Below are 19,585 nucleotides of genomic sequence, written 5' to 3'. Positions count from 1 at the left end.
ATTCCAGAGAATGATCGGATGCTCATAATGCATGACCATAAGGCGGAGAGCCTCGATTATTACGTCATTGTAATTCAGCAGAATCCAGGAAGTAGGTGATATCGTAGTTGCCTTTCCCGAGCCAATAGGACCCTGGTCCGAACGTGATGATGAAGGTTGTTTGGTGAACTGGTAATTGAATGCGGTCTTTGAAGTTGTCTATCTTGCCTTGTGCTTCTGGAACAAAATAATCTGCAATCTTGGCATCCGAAAAATAACCCAATGCACGGTTCTCTGTAATATTCTCTTTAAAGTACGTACGAAGCTCTTCGCTTGTCTTCATAAAGCTATCGGTGCCGATAAAAACCGTCTTATGCCCTTTTTGTTCCAATACATCTATCAGCCTGGCTAGAACATGCTGATATTGGGCATCGTGCGTACCGTCAATAGCAACGTGAATAACACTAGTGGTATTCAGCGCTGCTTGTTGAAGTAGAGGGGGCAATATTGCCTCAAAACCTAGCTGTACTCCGTCTTTTGCATAAGGCTTAACTGTATCTGGCTTCATTTGTTGAATGAACCGAATGGGGTTTATAGGTCTATTTTCGAACATAGTTGTCACTCCTCTACAGTTGTATGCGTTCTAACCCGCTCATGGTAACTATACCTTAGGGCAATATGCCTGATTCTAATGCCTTCCACACAAGCTGTGCGAACTGGCTGTTCGACCAAGCGAACCATTCACGAGTAAAGCTAGTTGGATCATTAACATCAAAGCCTTCATGCATAAACCCAGTACCCGCATCTGTCGATTCACAGATTTCAATCATCTCAAGAATCTCTTGCGGATCAACTGCCGTTAAGCCCTGCATCGTGTAAGCAAGATGCCATACGAATCCTGCGCTTGTATGCGGACTGCCAATGCCGCTCAGCTTCTCCCCTTTGAAAAAATAGGGATTATCCTCACTCAAAGCAAATTTGCGGGTATTCAAATATACCGGATCGTCTGGCGCACAGTAACCTAGATAAGGCGCTGACATCAAACTAGGAGTACCTGCATCATCCATCAGTAAATGGTTACCGAAACCATCCGTTTCGAACGCGTACATTTTGCCGTATTTGGAATGGTCAATAATTCCATAAAGCTCAATGGCATGCCGGATTTCTTCTTCCATGGCCGACATTCGGGCTACGAGATTTGAATCTCTATATACATATTGAGCAATTTCCTGCAATTGTCGAAGCGTTACAGCAGCGAACATATTCGATGGAATATTGAAGTGAAAGTCACACGCATCGTCGCTTGGGCGGAAGCCTGACCAGATCAGTCCAACATTATTTACCGGCATCCCCAAACCGTTCTTACGTAAAGTATCTATCATGATGCCGTTGTGACGTTGAAAGCGGTAGGTTGACTGCTCCTTGTGCTCCTGTTCAATCTGCCATACATTCAGCATCTTCAGTAGTGATGTTCGAAATACTTCATCAAAGATCCCTGTACGCCCGGTTTCCTTCCAATAGAGATATGCCAAGCGGAAGGAGAAGCACATGGAATCCAGCTCAAATTTACGCTCCCATACCCAAGGCGAACTGTCTGTCACATCCGTTGCATTCCAGTGCCAATCATTTGCAGACTCGTTAAAGGCATTCGCATAGGGATCGATCTGAATATAGAACATATGACGGCGTATTAAGCCTTCTAGAATCCGCCTAAGCTCAGCATCTTCCTTAGCAAAAGGAACATAGTGAATTACCTGCTCAACGGAATCACGCAGCCACATCGCCGGAATATCTCCAGTTAACACAAATGTTGTTCCGTCATCCAGCAGCTTAGTAGTTGTTTCTAATGTATTCGGAAAACAATTTTGGAACAATTGACGAAGCTTCGGACGATCAGCCAGACGTTCACTAGTGTCCTTCATTACTTGTTGAACAGCCTGAGGCAGAGGAAACTTCTTAATTTCAATAGTAGGCAAACGATGCTCTTTCATGATTGACAACCCTCCAGTGATAACTAACTCAAGCTACGAGGAACAACCTCCAAGCTTGTTGAAATGGTGGCGCTTACATTTGATCCTATCATGATCTCAAATTTGCCGGGCTCAACCATCCATTGCAAATCAGGGCCGACAAACTGCAGTTCCTGCGGAGTAATATGAAATTGAACCCTGCGCTTCTCACCAGGCTCAATATAAATCTTCTGAAATCCTTTTAGCTCTCGCTCCGGGCGTGTGATCATGCTGGTGCAATCTTTTATATATAGTTGAACCACCTCATGACCGGCTACATCGCCAATATTCGTTACCTCCACGGATACAGTGCAACAATCATCCAACTCTATTTGCGGTTGATCCAAGCGAATATGATCGTATTGATAACTTGTATAGCTAAGGCCATAACCGAATACATATTGTGGATGAAAGTCCACCTCAAGATAGCGGTGACCTCGGGAGCGCTTCTTATTATAGTAAACTGGTAATTGCCCTAGATGCTTCGGAATGGACAACGTAAGCCGACCGGATGGGTTATAATCTCCGAATAAAATATCAGCAATTGCATGCCCTCCCATCTGTCCCGGATACCAAGCCTCCAAAATAGCATCCGCATGCTCATCTACCCAAGGCTCGACAATGGGCCGACCGTTGATATAAACAACAATCAGTTTTTTGTTCAAGCTGTGCAGCTCCTGCAGCAGCTCAAGCTGTACACCGCATAAGTTCAGCTCTGCACGATCGAAGCCTTCTCCACATTCCATATCACTAAGACTAAATTGATCCGTAATGACGGCAGCCCCTGTCTTCAAATCAATCGTGCCTTCACCGAAATCACGTGCACTTGATCCCCCGACAACTGCAATAATGGTATCCGCTGCTGACGCCACCTCCATTGCCAACTTAAAGCCTGCTTTCGATGGATCTTTCACGCGGCAGCCCGGGGCATACAGCACTTCGCTATGTCCTGCACATTTAGCACGTACCCCGTCCAACACGGTAACGATGCGATGACGCTCCTGTGGGGAGGTATAGTCACCCAATTGATTGTATATATTGTTGGCGTTCGGTCCAATAACGGCAATTTTACCAAGTGACGGAGAAAGCGGTAGAGCCTGTGCATGATTCTTCAAAAGAATGATACCTTCACGCGCAGCTTGTCGCGCCATATCTAAATGCGATTGTTGTCCAACGACCCGCTGTGCTGTAGCTGGATCAACAAATGGACGTTCAAACAATCCTAATTCGAACTTCACATGCAGAATCCGTTCAACTGCGAGATCAATATCGGTGATGTTAATCAGCTGTTGCCGCAATGCGCTTATCAGACATCTCCCAAAGGTTTCACCAGACATCTCCATATCCACACCAGCTTTAAGTGCAAGACTCGCCGCCTCTTCTTCGGTCTCACAAATCTGGTGACCGTGTTTAAGCTGGCTGATCGCACCACAATCCGTAATGACGAAGCCATCAAAGCCCCATTGCTCACGAAGCACCTCTGTTAATAACTCTTTACTCGAAGTACACGGAACACCGTCAATCTCATTGTAAGCGGTCATAACAGATTTAGCCCCAGCTTCAATTGCCTTCTGGAATGGCAGCAAATCCTTCTCCATTAACTCGCGTTTTCCCATCCGTACGGTGTCAGCATTACGACCACCATCCGAGCTGCCATACGCAACGAAATGCTTTAATGTTGCCAGGATCGTATGGTCTGTATTTAATGAATCACCTTGTAAGCCCCTCACTGCAGCAGATGCCATTTCACTATTTAAATATGGATCTTCTCCAAAGCATTCTTCTGTTCGGCCCCAACGCGGATCACGTACGATATCTAACACTGGGGAGTAGGTTGCTGCCCCTCCTTGAGCGCGAGTCTCTGCAGCCACTGCTTGGCAGATCTGCCGGAATAATTCCCTATTCCATGTACTTCCAATGGCAAGCGGTACGGGAAAGACGGTGTTGCCAATCGCCATATGACCATGAGAGCATTCCTCGCCCAGCAGAATCGGAATACCCAGACGTGTATGCTCAATCGCATATTGCTGGATCAGATTCGTTACTTCTGCGCCTTCCAAAGGTGACAACCCAGTTTCCAATGTTACCTCTGTCCAAGGATCTGCACGCAGCACACCATACAAAGAACCCACGCCACCGTTAGCAATTGCTTCCTTAAATACTTCTGTCAATTGAATCTTGCCTTCTGATTTCTCATACGCCTTCCAGCCAAAGGGCTGGAGGAGCTGCCCGATCTTCTCCTCCAGCGTCATTTGAGCCAATAAATCTATAGCACGCTCATGAATTGGCAAGGATGAATCTTTATATCTCATAGCTTACAATTCCTCCCGTTCACATGAACTAGAATTGTCTCCACGCCAGGATTCCGGCATTCATCCCCCGACACATGTCGAACGATACTTCAGGGCTGTTAAACTTCTCCCCCCATGTAATGTAATAGCGGAATTCATAGAAGCCGCCAAGCGTAGCTGCAAAGTTGGTTTCCCAATAGTTATTCATCACCCAGGCGTACAAGTGCGCAGGGTCCTGTTCCAGTCTTGCATCGCCATTAAGTAGACGATATTTATGCTCTAAAGCACCCACTTGAATCAACGGAGTGTCTGGCATCGCAATCACAATACCTTGCTCCTTTGAAATGTATGCAGCACCTTCGCCAACAGCCGTATAATCGGCCAAGCTGCCTGGTAATTGATCCTTGCGCAGACGAGTTAGTGCATCCATCTTATCTACCCACAGCTCCTGCGTAGAGGTTGTCAATGCGCCGCCAAACGGAAGTGAAATATACAAATTCTCAGGCTTCCATACACTTTCCTTATGCATCCGTACCGACACGTCGACACGAGGACGATCCGCATACACGGTTAAGAATAAGGAATAATGCTCACAACCGGAGACTTCATAGGTCAATTGAATCATGCTATAAAGCTCTCCCTGTCCAACAATTTCTGCACTTGTCAACACACCTGTAGATACAATCGCATTCGGACCTTTCCGATTACGGCCCATAAGACGACGAACCTCCGTCATTTCGACCACCTTTGTGGCTGGCGTAACATCATATACCGGTGTGAATGCATGATGGTTCCGGTCTGCACGTAGCAGCTCCTGTCCAGTCTCCTTATCCTTCCAAGAGGTGATTCCTTCACCCTTCTTCCATTCAATACGTACAAATGGTGTTTCAGCATATGTGGATGTCACATGGAAGTCCTTTACTTCATGGGTAACATCCAAATCCAATACACGATCCGATGCCACATAATCGTTCATATATGCGGTTTTGATTGTTGGCTTAACCGCTACGATATGAAGCACTTTTTCTTCCTGAGGCTCCAGCATGACCGGAATGGTTACAATAACCCCGCGATGCGCAAGACGCAGTTGAGATGGGAGCACCTCACCTGTATTGAAATCACGCACCTCAAACCCTTCTTTAATCTGCTCGTAATACCAACCCTCAAGAATAAGATGAGCATGATCCTCCTGAACATAGCTGTAAGGATTGCAAATTTTGAACTTCATCGGCCGACCCGGTGCAAGCAGTGCATCTCCCTTGGCTTCAAGGATTTCGTACAATGCGCGATGTGCAGCGGTGCTCGCATTTGCAGCAAATGCCTCCTTACGCAAGCCCAACTCCTGAACAAACGGGTTCCAAGGCTCCGAAATGGAAGAATGATAGCCCCATGTGTGCTCAGCGAACATCGTTAATTGATATTCCATTTCCTTAATAGCTTCCGGGGAAATGATGTCATAATTAGGATCTAGTCTTCTTACCTTCTGGTACACCCGCTGCGCCTCACGGAATACTTGTACATGCTTTGGTGTCGAGCCAACCCCATCCGTCCACCAATCTGGCCAATCTCCCCGATAGACAGGAATATCTTCCGGGTGCTGTGCTGCATGGGCACGAACTTCTGCAAAGAAGTCATCTAGCGTTGCCATTTGAATTAAAATCCGGTCCCCATGCTTGGTGTTCCATTGTTGGATAAACTCTATTGCCGCCGCATTTGGCGGGTTATTATCCGTTGGCAAGCCTGAGAACATCGCCGGAAAGAAATCAAATGCATAGCCATCCTCTGTCAGACGATCGATATAACGCCCGATCCGTTGTTCAGCTATTTCAAAATCCGCGCCCTTGCTCATATCGAATTCATCTTTAATTGTATATTTTCCACCCATGCCAGGTACCAGCCCCAGATCATTTCCGAACACATAATGCTCTCCGCTCCACGTCAACAGGCGGTCCCCTGAAGGCATCTCCCACCAGAACGGCTGCTGCTTCTTCCAGCAAGGAAACATTCCATGATGCGTATGAATACAGGTGGACAGGTTCTGAATCCCAGCATCCAGCAATACCTGACCATATCCCCAGCTAAAACCGTTAATGTCCGCTGTCATTGCCGATGTTACAGGAATTTGAATGGACTGTCCGTAATCACACACACGCGCAATCATGGATTGGAACAGCTCTTTACCCATCAACTCTGTCATATTCAAATACGTTCCCGACAAGCCGATATCTCCCTGTTTCACACCTTCAGAGAACTCTATCTTCTCTTGCTCGGTAGCCTGCTTCAGGAAAGTTTCGATCGGCCAAAATGTCTCACAGACCCACTTAAAGCCTTGCCATTCCGGATGACGTCCCGATTTGCTTTCCCGTAAAATATGCAGGACCTGGCGAATGAAATTGACATGATATTGCTGAATTTTCTCTTGACGCTCTGTATACCCGATATCTGTATGAGAATGATGAATTGCGTATATCTTCCAAGGTCTTTTGGCGGACATTGCGATCTCTCCCTATGGTTATTTATACTTGCCACGACGCTTCGCCTTCTCTACTAGTTCTGGAGCGGATACTTATCCATATAGTCGAACAACTCATCCACAGTTGTGAAGGCTACGCCTGTTACGGTATCAGCACAGCCATAGTAAATTGCAATTCGGCCTGTATCGCCATCCGAAAGTGCTGCGCAAGGGAAGGTGACATTCGGCACATCTCCTACACACTCATACAATGTCTCTGGTCCGAGAATATAATTTCGTGAACGTGCTAACACCTTCCATGGCTCATGCAAATCTAATAAAGCAACACCCATCCGATATACGAACCCGTTACACGTATTTATTACACCATGATAGATTAACAACCATCCGCGATTTGTTTCAATTGGAATCGGCCCTGGACCAATTTTCTTCGATTGCCATGCAGAAGCGTCCGAGTTGATCGTACCCATCACGTAACGATGCTTTCCCCAGTACGTCAGGTCAGGGCTCTCACTAAAAAAGATATCTCCAAATGGTGTATGCCCCGTATCACTTGGGCGGCTTAACATGGCATATTTGCCATTTATTTTGCGCGGAAATAATACACCATTCCGGTTGTATGGCAGGAAAGCGTTTTCTAATTGGTGAAAGATTTTGAAATCATACGTATATGCGAGACCAATTGTAGGACCATGGTATCCATTACACCAAGAAACATAATATTTATCCTCGATTTTGCAGACGCGTGGATCGTAACGATACTCCCGCTTTGTTACATATTCGTCGCCTTCGAAGTGGATCGGATTCTCATTAATCTCCCATTGAAGCCCGTCCTGACTGAAGCCAGCGAATATGTCCATACTTACAGATCTGGAGTCACAACGGAATACCCCTGCATATCCCTCTTCAAAAGGAATCACCGCGGAATTAAAAATACTGTTCGAGTTTAACTGTGCATCTCGCTGAATAATCGGATTATGGGTATACCGCCACACTGGAGCGTTATAGCCACTCGGCTTATCCTGCCAAGGAATATTTGATAGTGCTTCACCAATTATTTTGCTCATTTCATAAACTCCTTCCATGTATACAATTGTGATCTGCAACAACGTTTTCAGGATATCTAACCCTACTTGCACCCCTACTTTAAATCATAATAAAGCGCATTAAAAGGGAATTTATCCTGAATCTAACGTTTGTTGACTGAAGTATCATGTTTCTTAACTAATTGAACAGGTAGCTCACTTCACGCTCTCATATAAGCCTGCATACAGTGCATCAAGCAACGTGTGTGTCTTATCACAGCTATATTCCCAGAACATGGCACCCGCAAGTTTTTCACGTTTGACATACTCACATTTATGTGTAATCGAATCCACGTCATCGTAGGAAATAAACGTGTCTCCATTAAATAAAAACGGTGCTTTGGCCTCATCGTCCCAATGTCGTGTGTAGCCATTCTGATTGATGTAATTAGCAAACAGCTCTGTATATTCTGGGCCATAGCCACCCGTTGTGCCCGCCATTTGTAGAAATCCATGATTCTTATCCGGCACCTGCTTCCACATTCGGGAATAGAACGCCACGCCAATGACGATTTTCTCTCGGGGAACGCCTGCCTGAATGAACATATTCACCGATGCCTCTGTACTGATACGATACAAATCTCCTGTCGTATGAAATAAATTCGTATGATGTCCCGTTAGAATCTGGAAACCGCCACGCATATCGTAGGTCATCAGCTGTATAAAATCCAAATATTGCTGTACTTGATCCATCTCGGTGCCATCAATATAATACTGATCAGCACCTGCCGCAATTGTAAGCAAGTAATGCCTGCTATCCGCTGTACCTTTTACATCCAGTGCATCTCGAATCGCCTTTAATAGCAGTGTGAAATTGTATTTATCATCCGGCGACGATTTAATATCCGCTTCACTGTAACAAGGATATTCCCAATCCAAATCGATTCCATCGAACGGGAAATCTGTTACCACTTGCACAGCCGACGCTGCAAATTTCTGACGTCCTTCTTCGGTAGAGGCAGCCTCAGAGAAGCCCCCATTCCCCCATCCGCCTACGGAGAGCATCAGCGTCAGATTCGGATACATCGCTTTCATCTCTTGTAGCTGGTTTGTGCATTTCAAATGTGCTGTTGTAATCTGATCATCTTTCACATAACCAAATGCAACGTTGAGATGCGTTAACTTCATCAAGTGGTCACCCGATAACTCAGATAGTTTGGAATCACTCATGTAGCCTGCTACAATCATCTGTTGATCCATCCTTTCACACCCTTGTTAAGATTTGAATCGCTTCCTTGCTCGCTGCAATCTTATATCCTGATGACATGTAACGAATCTGATCTTCACGGTCCACAATGATAAGATGCGGGAAGCCCGCTTCACTCGCTTGGGACGATGCAAATAATTCGGGCAATAGATTATACGTTGAATCACGTACAAACACTGCATTTGCAGGAAGATCTGGATAGTCCTCGGGATGAAACGAAGCTGCCCATTGCTTATCACCAATAATAAGAATGATGGGAGCACCTAGCGCATTGAACTCCTGCTTCAACTCAGAGAGTTCACGAAGTAAATGCTTTGAAGGCTCTCGTTCCGGCTCCAGCCAAGCGACATAGGCGCCCTTTCCACCAATAAGATCTGCGAAAGTCTGTTCTACTCCTGCCCATGAGGTCAGCTGCTTGAGTCGTTCCACCTTGCCGTACACTGGAATTTCCAATGTAGATTGACGATATTTCATGACCAGCTTCGTCTCTTCCCCTTCTGCAATATGAAAATAAGTGAACTTGATAAGCACAGTACCATCTTTTAATCGTACGCCTGGTCGTCAGACGGTATACTCCCTGCTCAACCTCAAGTGGTGTATCATATAGGTCATTTGCGCCATGCGGGTAACATAAGGTTTTATAAAAACCGTTCTCCAGCCGAGCTAATGTGAAATTCTCATAGTATGAAGCCGTTGGTTGGACTGTCCCTGCACCCTGATCACGCTGAAGTATGAGAGTGCCATTCGCTAATTCTATCCCGCCTCCAACAACGCCTTTGGTAAATTGAGCATCCACGAAAATATGATCCACCATAAATTGCGGCTTGGATTCAATGGGATGAATTCGCGCTGGGATTCCTAAACTACGACAAATGGATACGAACATGATATCCAGGGAACTGCGATCGCCTACGCGCAATTCAAAGGTACCCACTGCCGTTCCCTTCCCTTTCAGATTCGGAAGGTCTGTCCATATATCCCACGTTTCATCTATGAATTGAACCAGCTTCGTTGGGTCCTTACGGAACAATGCCACTTCATCCGAAGTGAAAGCTTGTTGGAAAAATGTACGATACGGTGTAATCATCTCGTAGTGAACACGAGGACGCAGAATGTAGGGAACGAACACTTCCTCTGTGAGCTCACCACGTACAGCAAGCGCACCAGCCACATGATCTGTAAGAGTAGGAATAAATGTGTCAATTAAATCCTTGTCATTACTACATTCCAATAACCGTAAAGCCCATTCTCCATACACGGATGTGGCTGCCTCCAGAAATGCAGCTATCTCTACACTGTTACCACGTGCCTTCTGAAGCACTGCCCATACACGATCTTCCGGGAGACCCAGTGTTTCCCCGAGCTTCCTCGCTGCTTCTTCTGTCACAAAAGTCGCTTCATATTTCGCACGGATTGAGATCCCTTCCTCCAAACGTTCATTATGTCGCTGGATACGAATTTCAGACAGTTCCACTAATACCTCACCTTCACACGCTGGAGGTGGAACCATATCATAATCGGCCATCGTTCCTGCAGCGGGCTGATTTTCTTGATTCAGTACAAGCTCAACGCATTCACTGTCCGCCACTGAAATTTTCAGTTCCCCCCAAGTACCACCCTTTGCCGCACGAATCATGAGGTCACCGAGACCTGTTTTGAAAGTTGCTTCTCCTTGAGCATTGGTAGGAAGGATGGCAATCGGGAAAAATTCCGCCATGTTATACACTTGGAACTGTACTTCGGCATCCTGCACAGACTGTCCGAATTCATCTTTCACATGAATCGTAATTGCCCGCGTGGATGCGTAATTTTCCAATACATTAATTTCAGTGAACCACTCATCTGCAAGCGTAATATCTTCTGGACCTTGATAATTAGCAAGAATACGCGTGTTAATTAACATTGCTCTACGCGCTGGAGGTCCAAACCATCCTTGATTAGGACGGGCTTCCGGCTCACAAGCCCCAATAAAATACCATTCACCGTCTGCCCATGCCTCCACCCATGCGTGGTTATCATCACAATGTGCCCAACGTGGCGTATACACTTGACGTGCAGGTATACCTATACTGCGAAGGGCTGCCACAGCTAGTGTGGATTCTTCACCGCAACGACCGCGTGCATTTCGAATCATCGATAATGGTGAAATCGTCCGCAAATCACTCCCAATATACGTTGCCACCTCATGACACCAGTAATTTGTCTCCAGAATGGCTTCCGTCATGGACAACTTACTAGTTCGTTCTGCTAATTGTTCATGAAGAATTTGGCGGTGTTCTTCAATATTTTCGGTATTAACACGGTAGGGCAGTACGAAATGTAAAAATATATGATCCGGGACTTGCCATGGCATATCTCGGCGAATCTTTAGTGTCGTTCTCACATGATTCAAGAAAAGCTCACCATTGTAATCCGCCAAATCATTCACTGGCATGTACGCATAGAGATACTTAAGTGCAATTATTTCTTCTTCTGTCAAGTCCTGTTCAAAGATTTGAAATAACTGCGTTGCACGTGCCTGAGCCAAACTCATCTTCTCCTGAAACTTACGTTCAATCTGTTCCATATCTGATTACTCCTTCCAGAGAAACCCATCCTCGCGAATGTAAAGACGGGAAGTCTCATCTGATGTTGGTGCAGATATAATAAAAGTTTTAGTCGTCGTTTCAATGTTTGGTTCTATGGTCCATGTATCTTCTTTACACAATGCATTAAAATGGGCTGTGAACATGCCGTGTGTTTCGTAATAGTTCCGCTCACGATAATAGAGCTTCCGTAATTCCCATTTGATATGTTCATCCCGAGGGATGTCGAAGTGATATGGACCCGCTTCATTCACGAATACAACATAGCCCCACCGTTCTGGATAATGCATATTAATGATTCCTTGTGGTGACCACACCCAATTATCCTCAGGATAAGGTTTCCCTGTGTCGGGGTTAAGAAGCTTACGATACTTGCCATCGACAACCTCGGTCCGCCATTCAACACGTGAAAAATTAACACGCCAAAACTCCCCAGCGTAAGGTGATCGTCGATCCGTGGCACATTCTTTTAAACTATTCCATGGTATTGCAACTTCAACCGTCCATTTCCGATTGTCAGCGTGCGGGTTATTTAACTCACCTTCGATATGAACAGCCGTCTTCAAGCCTTGGATATCCCAACCGTTAATTGGAGGACCTCCGTCACGATAAGGTTTCACAAGAAGTAAGTCCCATACCGTGTTCAAGGCGTTAATCTCAAACTCGTAATATTGATGGGAATCTCCTGTTGGATCTATAAAAATCTCAAAATCATTATCGTAAAAAATAACGGAATCACGTTCTGTCAGCGTTCCCCAGATCTGATCTTCCATCAGCTCTGCACCAAAGTAAAAATACTCATCATCCCATAGCATCTTTACCCTCGTATCCTTTCCTGGCATCGGACGCAAATCCCCTTCAATATCAACAAACTTTTCTGTCCATGCTGCATGCTGCCAAAAGGGCTTATCTAGCTTCCCATCCAAGACAAGCGACTCCGTCGCTCGTCTGCACAGATAATGCTTAGGGGTGTATGAAACAATGTGTGGCTCTGGTACTCCACTTCGATTTATCATACGAATGCTCCTTTATCGGTTAATGTACTTTAGTTGTGCGTTACAACTGCACCTGAACCGCCGTACATCTCAATTTCTTCATCGAATTCCAATTTAAGTACCGTCACTTGTTCATGCATATCTTCAGGTGTTATATGAATCCAAGTTGTACCTGGTATGTGAAACCATGGCACACCACCGTGAATTTCATGGGTGAGCTCCTTGCCTGAGTGAAGCACCGTAATCTTTGTAATGGGATTACACAGCCCTTTGAGGCAAATGTTCTCCTTCGGCGTATCGTAAACGAAGAGGTACAAGTTCTTCTTATCTGGAGACAATGTACTGCCACCCAGATAGTAGCGTGTCATAATACCCTCTTGTGTTCCAAAGATGGCTTCTTCATGTGTACGTATCCAATCACCTAATCCCAGTAAGATCGCTTCCTGCCTAGGATCAATCGTTCCATCCTCCATGGGCCCAATATCTAACAGCATATTCCCGCCCATGCTGATACAGTCACAGAACATTCGGATCATTTGATTCAATGATTTATAATTGTGGTCTGTATGCACATAACCCCAGGATGTATTTATCGTCGTGCAGAATTCCCACGGCCCTTCCGGGCGCGTAATGGGAAGACCTTGCTCGGGAGTCTTATAATCCCCATACCCTTGCAAGCGTGAGTTTATAATAAGGTCAGGATTAAATGATTTTAAATAATCTTTGAATGCTGGCAATCCCCACTGCTCTGCACTTCGTTCCCAATCTCCATCGAACCATAACAGATCAACCTGACCATAATCTGTTAACACTTCTCCTAGTTGATTACGGTTAAATGCCAAAAATCTCTCCCATCGCTCTGGATCTTGGACACCATCCATCGGACTTGAATAACGATTTACATGTCTCAAATCATCTGGTACGACACCATTCTCATAGACTGAAGGATAATCAGGATGAGACCAGTCAATGAGGGAGTAATACATCCCTACGCGAAGACCCTGATCTCGAATCGCCTCAGACCACTCCTTAATAATATCTCTCTTGGCAGGTGTTGCCTTCATAACGCTCAAATCACTGAACTTCGTATCAAATAATGCTACCCCGTCATGATGCTTCGTCGTTAGAACAGAATACTTGGCTCCTGACTTCGCAATCAGATCTGCCCAATACTTCGCATCAAAATTAGAGGCTGTAAAACCATTCAATTGCTTCATATAGTCCTCATAAGACATTCTCCCGTTATAGAAAGACCATGATTCTGCAACGCCTTGTACCGCATAAATCCCATAGTGAATGAAAATTCCTAGCTTTGCATCCGTAAACCATTGTTGCATCGGCTCTTCCTCCCATAGTTCAACTCGTTATTTTATGCGAAACACATGTGCAATTGGGGCAATTCCCGTAAGCTCGCTCTCTGGTAAATGAACGATCAATCCCGTTGTTGTTCGTTCGAATGTTAGATTCTCTTGTCCGCCAACAAGATCTATTTGCGTCACAGCCTGCTCGAGTGGAATACAAATCTCACTGATCACGAGTTCCTGCCCTTTTGAGTACAGATGGATAGCATAGATAACATCGCCTTTTTTTGTGAAATGTGTATTTCCAACGGAGTATGGCGCACATATGCGTGTTCCATAAATCGCCTCACCATGGACTTTGAGCCAACTGCCCATTCCTTTCATCCGATCCATCGCTGCTCTTGACAAGCGGCCATCTGGTTGTGGTGCGACATTAAGTGCCAGGTTACCACCTTTGGCTACAACTTCAACGAGCAAATGAATTAATTGACGTGTCGTCTTGTAATGATCCTCATACCGATAAGAGAACGCAGTCCCCATCGTAATACAGCTTTCCCATGGGATATGCAGGGGACGCGCGGGCAACGTTTGCTCTGGTGTAACGACATTCTCATAAGGTCCGCCAACGGTACGGTCTGCACTTAGTAGCCATGGCTGATGCTGACGTGCCTTCTCCACCACTTCACCCAACCGAATATCCTGTGGATTATTCTTATTCTGTGGACACACCCACCCCGCATCCAACCAGAGCATTTCAATCCGGCCATATTTCGTCATCAATTCCATGATCTGATCATGTGTGTACTGTACGAATTGCTCCCATAGCCAAGGATAATCTTGTGTTGGATACGAAGGACCTCGATTCATGAACGTCCCCGTCTCCATACCTGGAGCCCAGTATGTTGGTGTGTGCCAATCCGCTTTGGAGAAGTAAGCAGAGATCCCAAGTCCCTTGGCCCGAAAAGCATCAAATACGTTCTTACAAATATCCGCGTACTTATGTGCATGGAAAGGACAATCCTTACCCGTGATGCGATAATCTGTTGTCTGCGTATCCCACATACAGAAGCCATCGTGATGCTTCGTTGTGAAATTTAAATATTTGAAGCCACCTTCTGCAGCAACCTCTGCCCACTTCTCAGGCTCAAAACGGAGCGGATTAAAGGTTTTATTCAGCCCGAAGTATTGCCGCTTCAGCTCCGTCGAATCAACCCCCCAATCAATATCGTCCCGTGACCAATCTCCATCTTTATCACTAAGCGCCCAAGATTCAACAAGTCCAAGCTGCGAATAAGGTCCCCAGTGCATCATCAAGCCCAGCTTCTGATCCTTGAACCATTCCAGCTGATCTAATAGCTGCGAATCCTCCGGCTTAACGTACTCCTCCTCTGTGCTGTAATTGTGAACTCCTTCAACAACAATTTGCTCCTCGACAACATTAGCGTCACTCATTTGCACGACCTCCTTGCAGCTCTTCTGAGGCTGCGATTCTATTGATTTAGTATGATATATTTTCAAAAAAACATTTGACATAAAAATAACTATCCGCTATAAACATCCTATTATGGAATATAAATAAGGATTCAAGCACCGATCTATACCTGCTGTATTCATAGCTTGATAGGAACATCTCCATGTATACGCCATAAAAAGGGGGAAAACACTTTGAACTATAACTATTTCAAATCGAAATTGTTTCTGAAATTCACCGGTTCGTATCTACTTATCCTTCTTATTCCGCTTATATTTGTAATCGTTTTCATTTACCGAAATGCTACCGATAATTTACAAAAAGAGATTGAAAATGCTCACTTTAATCAGCTCACCCAAATTAAAACGGTGGTGGATGGACGCATGAATGATTTAAGAGATATGGCGTCACGGATGTCATACGACGCTCGTCTCGCTCATTATCGCATACTGGATCCTTATGAAAGTCGTGACGCGATAGCGGCACTGGATAGCTACAAATCTTCCAATTCCATTGTGGAGGATATATTTCTGTACTACCATCATGACCCTAATATTTATTCCAACCATGGCATGTATAGCCTGGATGTATTTCGTAGCTCCTATCAGTTTGGAAGCTGGATGAATGATGAACTTGTGACTGCTTTAAACACGTCCAAATTTCCATCCATTCGACTTACGAACATGCTGAATCAAAATTCACCACTCGAGAAATCTGTATTAACCTATATCCTGCCGATCATTCCCAACACCTCAGATCCATATGCTTCTGTCATGTACCTCATTAAAGAGAAAGAGTTGGCATATCTGATCGATTCCGTTCTCGGTAACTATCGAGGATTAACGTATATTTTTGATAATCATGGACGTGTTTTGTCCTATAGTGGCCATGGAGATACAGCTCGCCAGCAGGATATCCAACGGTTATCAGAGCTTCCACCCGGCATACATAATCTATCGATAAACAATGAAGATCATTCGGTTATTTCCGTCACATCGGATGTTAATGGCTGGTCATATGTGACTTTAATGGCGAGTAATCAATTTTTCAGTAGCGTACTTAATGTTCGGAGCTTCATCATTATTTTATTCATTGTGATCGCCATTGTAGGAACGGCCATCGCTCTATTATTCGCTCGGATGCAATATCTTCCGATTGCTGAGCTCGTTCGCTTCACGAACAAAAAAACAGATACACTGGCCTCCGGAAATGAGCTCGAGTATATACGAACAACATTACAGCAGTATAGCTCCAAGGTTGATCTCCAAGAGCCCTATGCACGCAACCATGTTCTCTCCATGCTATTAAAGCATGGACATGCACAAATGATGACGCATGGAATATTCGATACCTTTCATCTGCACTTCGACCAAAGTCATCATTTTGTCATGATGATGGGCTGGGATGACTTAGAACAGCAGCATCTTCAGGCGCGACAAGAAGTACATCGCAAGCTTGCGTATATTGAATTTCCAGCGCTTGCTGCACAAATATACGGTGTAGAGCTCCCGCAATTGGATCAGCTCGCACTCATTGTGAGCTTACAGCTCGAAGATGATGAGGCACTCGCTGCACAAATCGTTCACATCGTGGATGCGATTCGTAAATATACGTTAGGCATAATGGATATCCACCCGATGATCGGTGTAGGCAAATGTTATGAGAGCCCTCAGCAGCTTAATCAATCCTTTGTTGAGGCTTGCTCCGCCTTCGAATTGCGTAAATCGACCGAGCATGGAACCACCGTGTATTTTGAAAAGCTATCCAGTGCCCATGATCAAACGGTGTTACTCCCTAGTAACGAGCTATTAAAGCTTGCACAAAGCTTGAAGCAGGGCAACTACGAAGTCGCCAAACAAATTATTCACACAGCCATCCATGGGCTTGATAATAAACAACGATCTACCCTGCTGATGCGATGCGTACTGTTCGACCTGTTGAATACCATGCTCAAAACTGCAGCTGAGCTAAAAATGGATAACATGATGCAGTCTGCTTCTCCCCATTTCATGAATGGTCCCGTCCATCTTATAGAGCAGAATTTCTACCGTTTAGCCACTCAGATTTGTACACAGGTAGAGCAGACGCATAAAAAAGAAGAACATTCACTCATGGATCATATCGTTGCTTTTATCGACCAGCACTATGATGATCATTCACTTAGCCTTGAATCTGTTTCTGCTGCGTTTACGATTTCACCTTCCCATCTCAGTCGTTCATTCAAGGATAAGGTCGGCATCAACTTCGTCCAATATATTTGGCAAAAACGATTAGATAAGGTCAAGGAACAGCTCGTAATAACAAGTGATCCGTTAAAAGATATTATCCAGCGCGTCGGCTACCTCGACACACCAAACTTTATTCGAAAATTCAAAAAGGAAACCGGTTATACCCCGGGCCAGTATCGACAGATGAATAATAATCATCCCAATACTGAGCCTAACGATACCGTATAATCCTTCCTCGCTTAGGGATTATCATAACTTACCGGTCATGCCTAGCATGACCGGTAAGTTTTTCAAAATATGAGAATGTATAAGCTTCACAAATTATTTGCTAGCAGCCCATGTATCGTATGCTTGTTGATACGTTGATTCGAGCTTCTCATACCCCATTTTTTTCATTTGAGCGATATATTTGTCCCAATTGGATAATGGCTCTGCACCTGTAACGAATTTCGCTTCCATTTCCTTCACGTATTTATCCAAATCGGAACGGAGTGTTTTGATTTCCGTCTGTTGGTCTACCGTCAGGAATACCGATGGGAAGGGAGCCTTTGCAATAGGCGTAAGCTTTGTAGCTGTTTCTTTATCAATCCAGTCATCAAAGCTAGTACGAAGACCTAAAACATAGCTGTTCTCATAGGAACCTGGTGTATTAATCCCGTAGTTTGGCGTGATTGTACCGCGGTATTCTTCACGATCCGTACCATCTGGAACTGGCAGCCATTCTTTCTCGCCTGTTGCTTTATCTTTGTATTTAAATAACGTACCTTCAGGTCCATACGCCCAGAAGGAATACCCTTCTTCGCTAAATTGGTAATCAATCCAGCGCATACTTGCTTCCGGGTTCGGGTTTGTGTTTGAAATCGCGAAACCGCCAATGGTGTTAATACCAGGATGCTTGCCGTATACAGGTGTTCCAGCAATATCACTAGATACAGGCTGCATCATCGGGTTATCTTCACTCGGTTCACCACCAAGCGTGAAGTATGGGAAATAATCGGAGAATAAAGCCACTTGATTGTTTTTTCCTTTTGCTTTCTTCTGCTCATCTGTTTGAGAGAATGTTTCATGATCCAGCAAATTCTCGTTCCATAAGCGATTCAAGAAGGTTAGATATTCTTTGTAGGCTGGTTCAGCTTGTGGAAAGTGTACTTTATTCTCCTTATCTACGTAGATATCCTCGTTATACATCCCCCAGAATCCGAGGAAGAACATCCGTAAATCATCTAATTTCACAGAGGATAGAGGAACCTCATCGTCTTTACCGTTTCCGTTCGCATCTTCCTCTTTAACCTTCTTCAAATAGTTGTATAGCTCTTCTGTTGTCTGCGGTAATTTGTTTTCCATGCCGAACTTCTTCAGGAACTTCCCGTTATACCACATCGGTCCACGATACCATACCGCAGATGGCTGAATATTGCGTAGTGCATAGATATGTCCATCTGGTGTTGTCATTGATTTGCGAATATCCGGATTTGCATCGAGAATTTTTTTTAAATTAGGTGCGTAGCCCTCATCAATGTATTTTTCTAAAGGCAGCAACAATCCTTGACTTCCGTAGGTAACTTGATCCGATCCTTTTAGATCCGCCGCATAGAAAATATCGGGAAGTGTACCGCTTGCAAATACCAAGTTCTTTTTCGTCTCAAAGCTGTCTTGTGGGGCGTTTTGAATCTTTAACTTAATATTCGTCATCTTCTCGTATTCCTGAATAACAGGCATCTTGTTCCAATCCTGACGCCCTACATCCGGTGCCATAATAGAAAGCTCAATCGGATTATCCACGATAGGAAAGCCCGTCTTATGAACCTCTGCGGCTGTGTCTGAGCTTTCTGAGCTTTCTGTGCTTGCCGTCCCCTTATCGCTACTCGATCCACATGCAGTAAAAATAGAAATTGACATGGAAAGACATAACAACATGAGTCCAGTTTTACGATAATTCGTCATACAAAAACCTCCCCTTT

13 protein-coding genes are annotated in these 19,585 nt (G+C 44.8%); 1 reads left to right on the top strand and 12 read right to left on the bottom strand.

Translation table 11 applies throughout. The features are described 5' to 3' along the window. Positions 1 to 64: 64 nt before the first annotated feature. From ACDZ28_RS17805 to ACDZ28_RS17755, 11 genes are all read right to left on the bottom strand, one after another. Positions 65 to 592, bottom strand: coding sequence for a hypothetical protein (locus tag ACDZ28_RS17805; protein ID WP_375102396.1), 528 nt, complete (start codon positions 590 to 592; stop codon positions 65 to 67). Positions 593 to 647: 55 nt separating this feature from the next. Then, positions 648 to 1,970: a glycoside hydrolase family 125 protein gene (locus ACDZ28_RS17800; RefSeq protein WP_375102395.1), complete on the bottom strand. Its 1,323-nt coding sequence runs from the start codon at positions 1,968 to 1,970 to the stop codon at positions 648 to 650. Between the two features lie 23 nt (positions 1,971 to 1,993). Beyond that, positions 1,994 to 4,300: a glycoside hydrolase family 3 N-terminal domain-containing protein gene (locus tag ACDZ28_RS17795; protein ID WP_375102394.1), complete on the bottom strand. Its 2,307-nt coding sequence runs from the start codon at positions 4,298 to 4,300 to the stop codon at positions 1,994 to 1,996. A 28-nt stretch (positions 4,301 to 4,328) separates the two neighbouring features. Continuing rightward, entirely contained in the window at positions 4,329 to 6,773 is a 2,445-nt protein-coding gene (locus ACDZ28_RS17790; RefSeq protein ID WP_375102393.1) for a glycoside hydrolase, read from the bottom strand. 53 nt (positions 6,774 to 6,826) lie between these two features. Continuing rightward, entirely contained in the window at positions 6,827 to 7,819 is a 993-nt protein-coding gene (locus ACDZ28_RS17785) for a glycoside hydrolase family 130 protein (protein ID WP_375102392.1), read from the bottom strand. Between the two features lie 174 nt (positions 7,820 to 7,993). Then, entirely contained in the window at positions 7,994 to 9,037 is a 1,044-nt protein-coding gene (locus tag ACDZ28_RS17780; protein WP_375102391.1) for a glycoside hydrolase family 18 protein, read from the bottom strand. A 4-nt stretch (positions 9,038 to 9,041) separates the two neighbouring features. Beyond that, positions 9,042 to 9,332, bottom strand: coding sequence for a hypothetical protein (locus tag ACDZ28_RS17775; protein ID WP_375102390.1), 291 nt, complete (start codon positions 9,330 to 9,332; stop codon positions 9,042 to 9,044). A 10-nt stretch (positions 9,333 to 9,342) separates the two neighbouring features. Further along, positions 9,343 to 11,610, bottom strand: coding sequence for a transglutaminase domain-containing protein (locus ACDZ28_RS17770; protein WP_375102389.1), 2,268 nt, complete (start codon positions 11,608 to 11,610; stop codon positions 9,343 to 9,345). A 6-nt stretch (positions 11,611 to 11,616) separates the two neighbouring features. Next, a complete protein-coding gene (locus tag ACDZ28_RS17765) occupies positions 11,617 to 12,642 on the bottom strand; it encodes a carbohydrate-binding family 9-like protein (RefSeq protein WP_375105373.1) in 1,026 nt (341 codons plus the stop codon). A 32-nt stretch (positions 12,643 to 12,674) separates the two neighbouring features. Next, positions 12,675 to 13,961, bottom strand: coding sequence for an alpha-L-fucosidase (locus ACDZ28_RS17760; RefSeq protein ID WP_375102388.1), 1,287 nt, complete (start codon positions 13,959 to 13,961; stop codon positions 12,675 to 12,677). Between the two features lie 27 nt (positions 13,962 to 13,988). Continuing rightward, positions 13,989 to 15,377 (bottom strand): alpha-L-fucosidase, encoded by a 1,389-nt coding sequence (locus ACDZ28_RS17755; protein WP_375102387.1) that lies wholly within the window; start codon positions 15,375 to 15,377, stop codon positions 13,989 to 13,991. A gap of 213 nt (positions 15,378 to 15,590) precedes the next feature. On the opposite strand from ACDZ28_RS17755, the gene ACDZ28_RS17750 reads away from it, so the two are divergent. Further along, the gene (locus ACDZ28_RS17750; protein WP_042125778.1) at positions 15,591 to 17,852 is read left to right on the top strand and encodes a helix-turn-helix domain-containing protein; all 2,262 of its coding nucleotides are present in this window, start codon (positions 15,591 to 15,593) and stop codon (positions 17,850 to 17,852) included. Between the two features lie 93 nt (positions 17,853 to 17,945). Here the strand turns inward: ACDZ28_RS17750 and ACDZ28_RS17745 are convergent, their stop codons facing one another. Continuing rightward, positions 17,946 to 19,568: an extracellular solute-binding protein gene (locus ACDZ28_RS17745; protein WP_375102386.1), complete on the bottom strand. Its 1,623-nt coding sequence runs from the start codon at positions 19,566 to 19,568 to the stop codon at positions 17,946 to 17,948. Positions 19,569 to 19,585 lie beyond the last annotated feature (17 nt).

The sequence above is a fragment of the Paenibacillus sp. RS8 genome (assembly GCF_041956825.1).
GTDB lineage: Bacteria > Bacillota > Bacilli > Paenibacillales > Paenibacillaceae > Paenibacillus_AQ.
Note: the sequence above shows the minus strand (reverse complement) of the source record. Positions and strands in the feature narration are given on the sequence as shown.

What these genes read in the sequence shown, in the direction of transcription:
- ACDZ28_RS17805 (WP_375102396.1), bottom strand. Translation starts at nt 592, where the DNA reads ATGTTCGAAAATAGACCTATAAACCCCATTCGGTTCATTCAACAAATG.
- ACDZ28_RS17800 (WP_375102395.1), bottom strand. Translation starts at nt 1,970, where the DNA reads ATGAAAGAGCATCGTTTGCCTACTATTGAAATTAAGAAGTTTCCTCTG.
- ACDZ28_RS17795 (WP_375102394.1), bottom strand. Translation starts at nt 4,300, where the DNA reads ATGAGATATAAAGATTCATCCTTGCCAATTCATGAGCGTGCTATAGAT.
- ACDZ28_RS17790 (WP_375102393.1), bottom strand. Translation starts at nt 6,773, where the DNA reads ATGTCCGCCAAAAGACCTTGGAAGATATACGCAATTCATCATTCTCAT.
- ACDZ28_RS17785 (WP_375102392.1), bottom strand. Translation starts at nt 7,819, where the DNA reads ATGAGCAAAATAATTGGTGAAGCACTATCAAATATTCCTTGGCAGGAT.
- ACDZ28_RS17780 (WP_375102391.1), bottom strand. Translation starts at nt 9,037, where the DNA reads ATGGATCAACAGATGATTGTAGCAGGCTACATGAGTGATTCCAAACTA.
- ACDZ28_RS17770 (WP_375102389.1), bottom strand. Translation starts at nt 11,610, where the DNA reads ATGGAACAGATTGAACGTAAGTTTCAGGAGAAGATGAGTTTGGCTCAG.
- ACDZ28_RS17760 (WP_375102388.1), bottom strand. Translation starts at nt 13,961, where the DNA reads ATGCAACAATGGTTTACGGATGCAAAGCTAGGAATTTTCATTCACTAT.
- ACDZ28_RS17755 (WP_375102387.1), bottom strand. Translation starts at nt 15,377, where the DNA reads ATGAGTGACGCTAATGTTGTCGAGGAGCAAATTGTTGTTGAAGGAGTT.
- ACDZ28_RS17745 (WP_375102386.1), bottom strand. Translation starts at nt 19,568, where the DNA reads ATGACGAATTATCGTAAAACTGGACTCATGTTGTTATGTCTTTCCATG.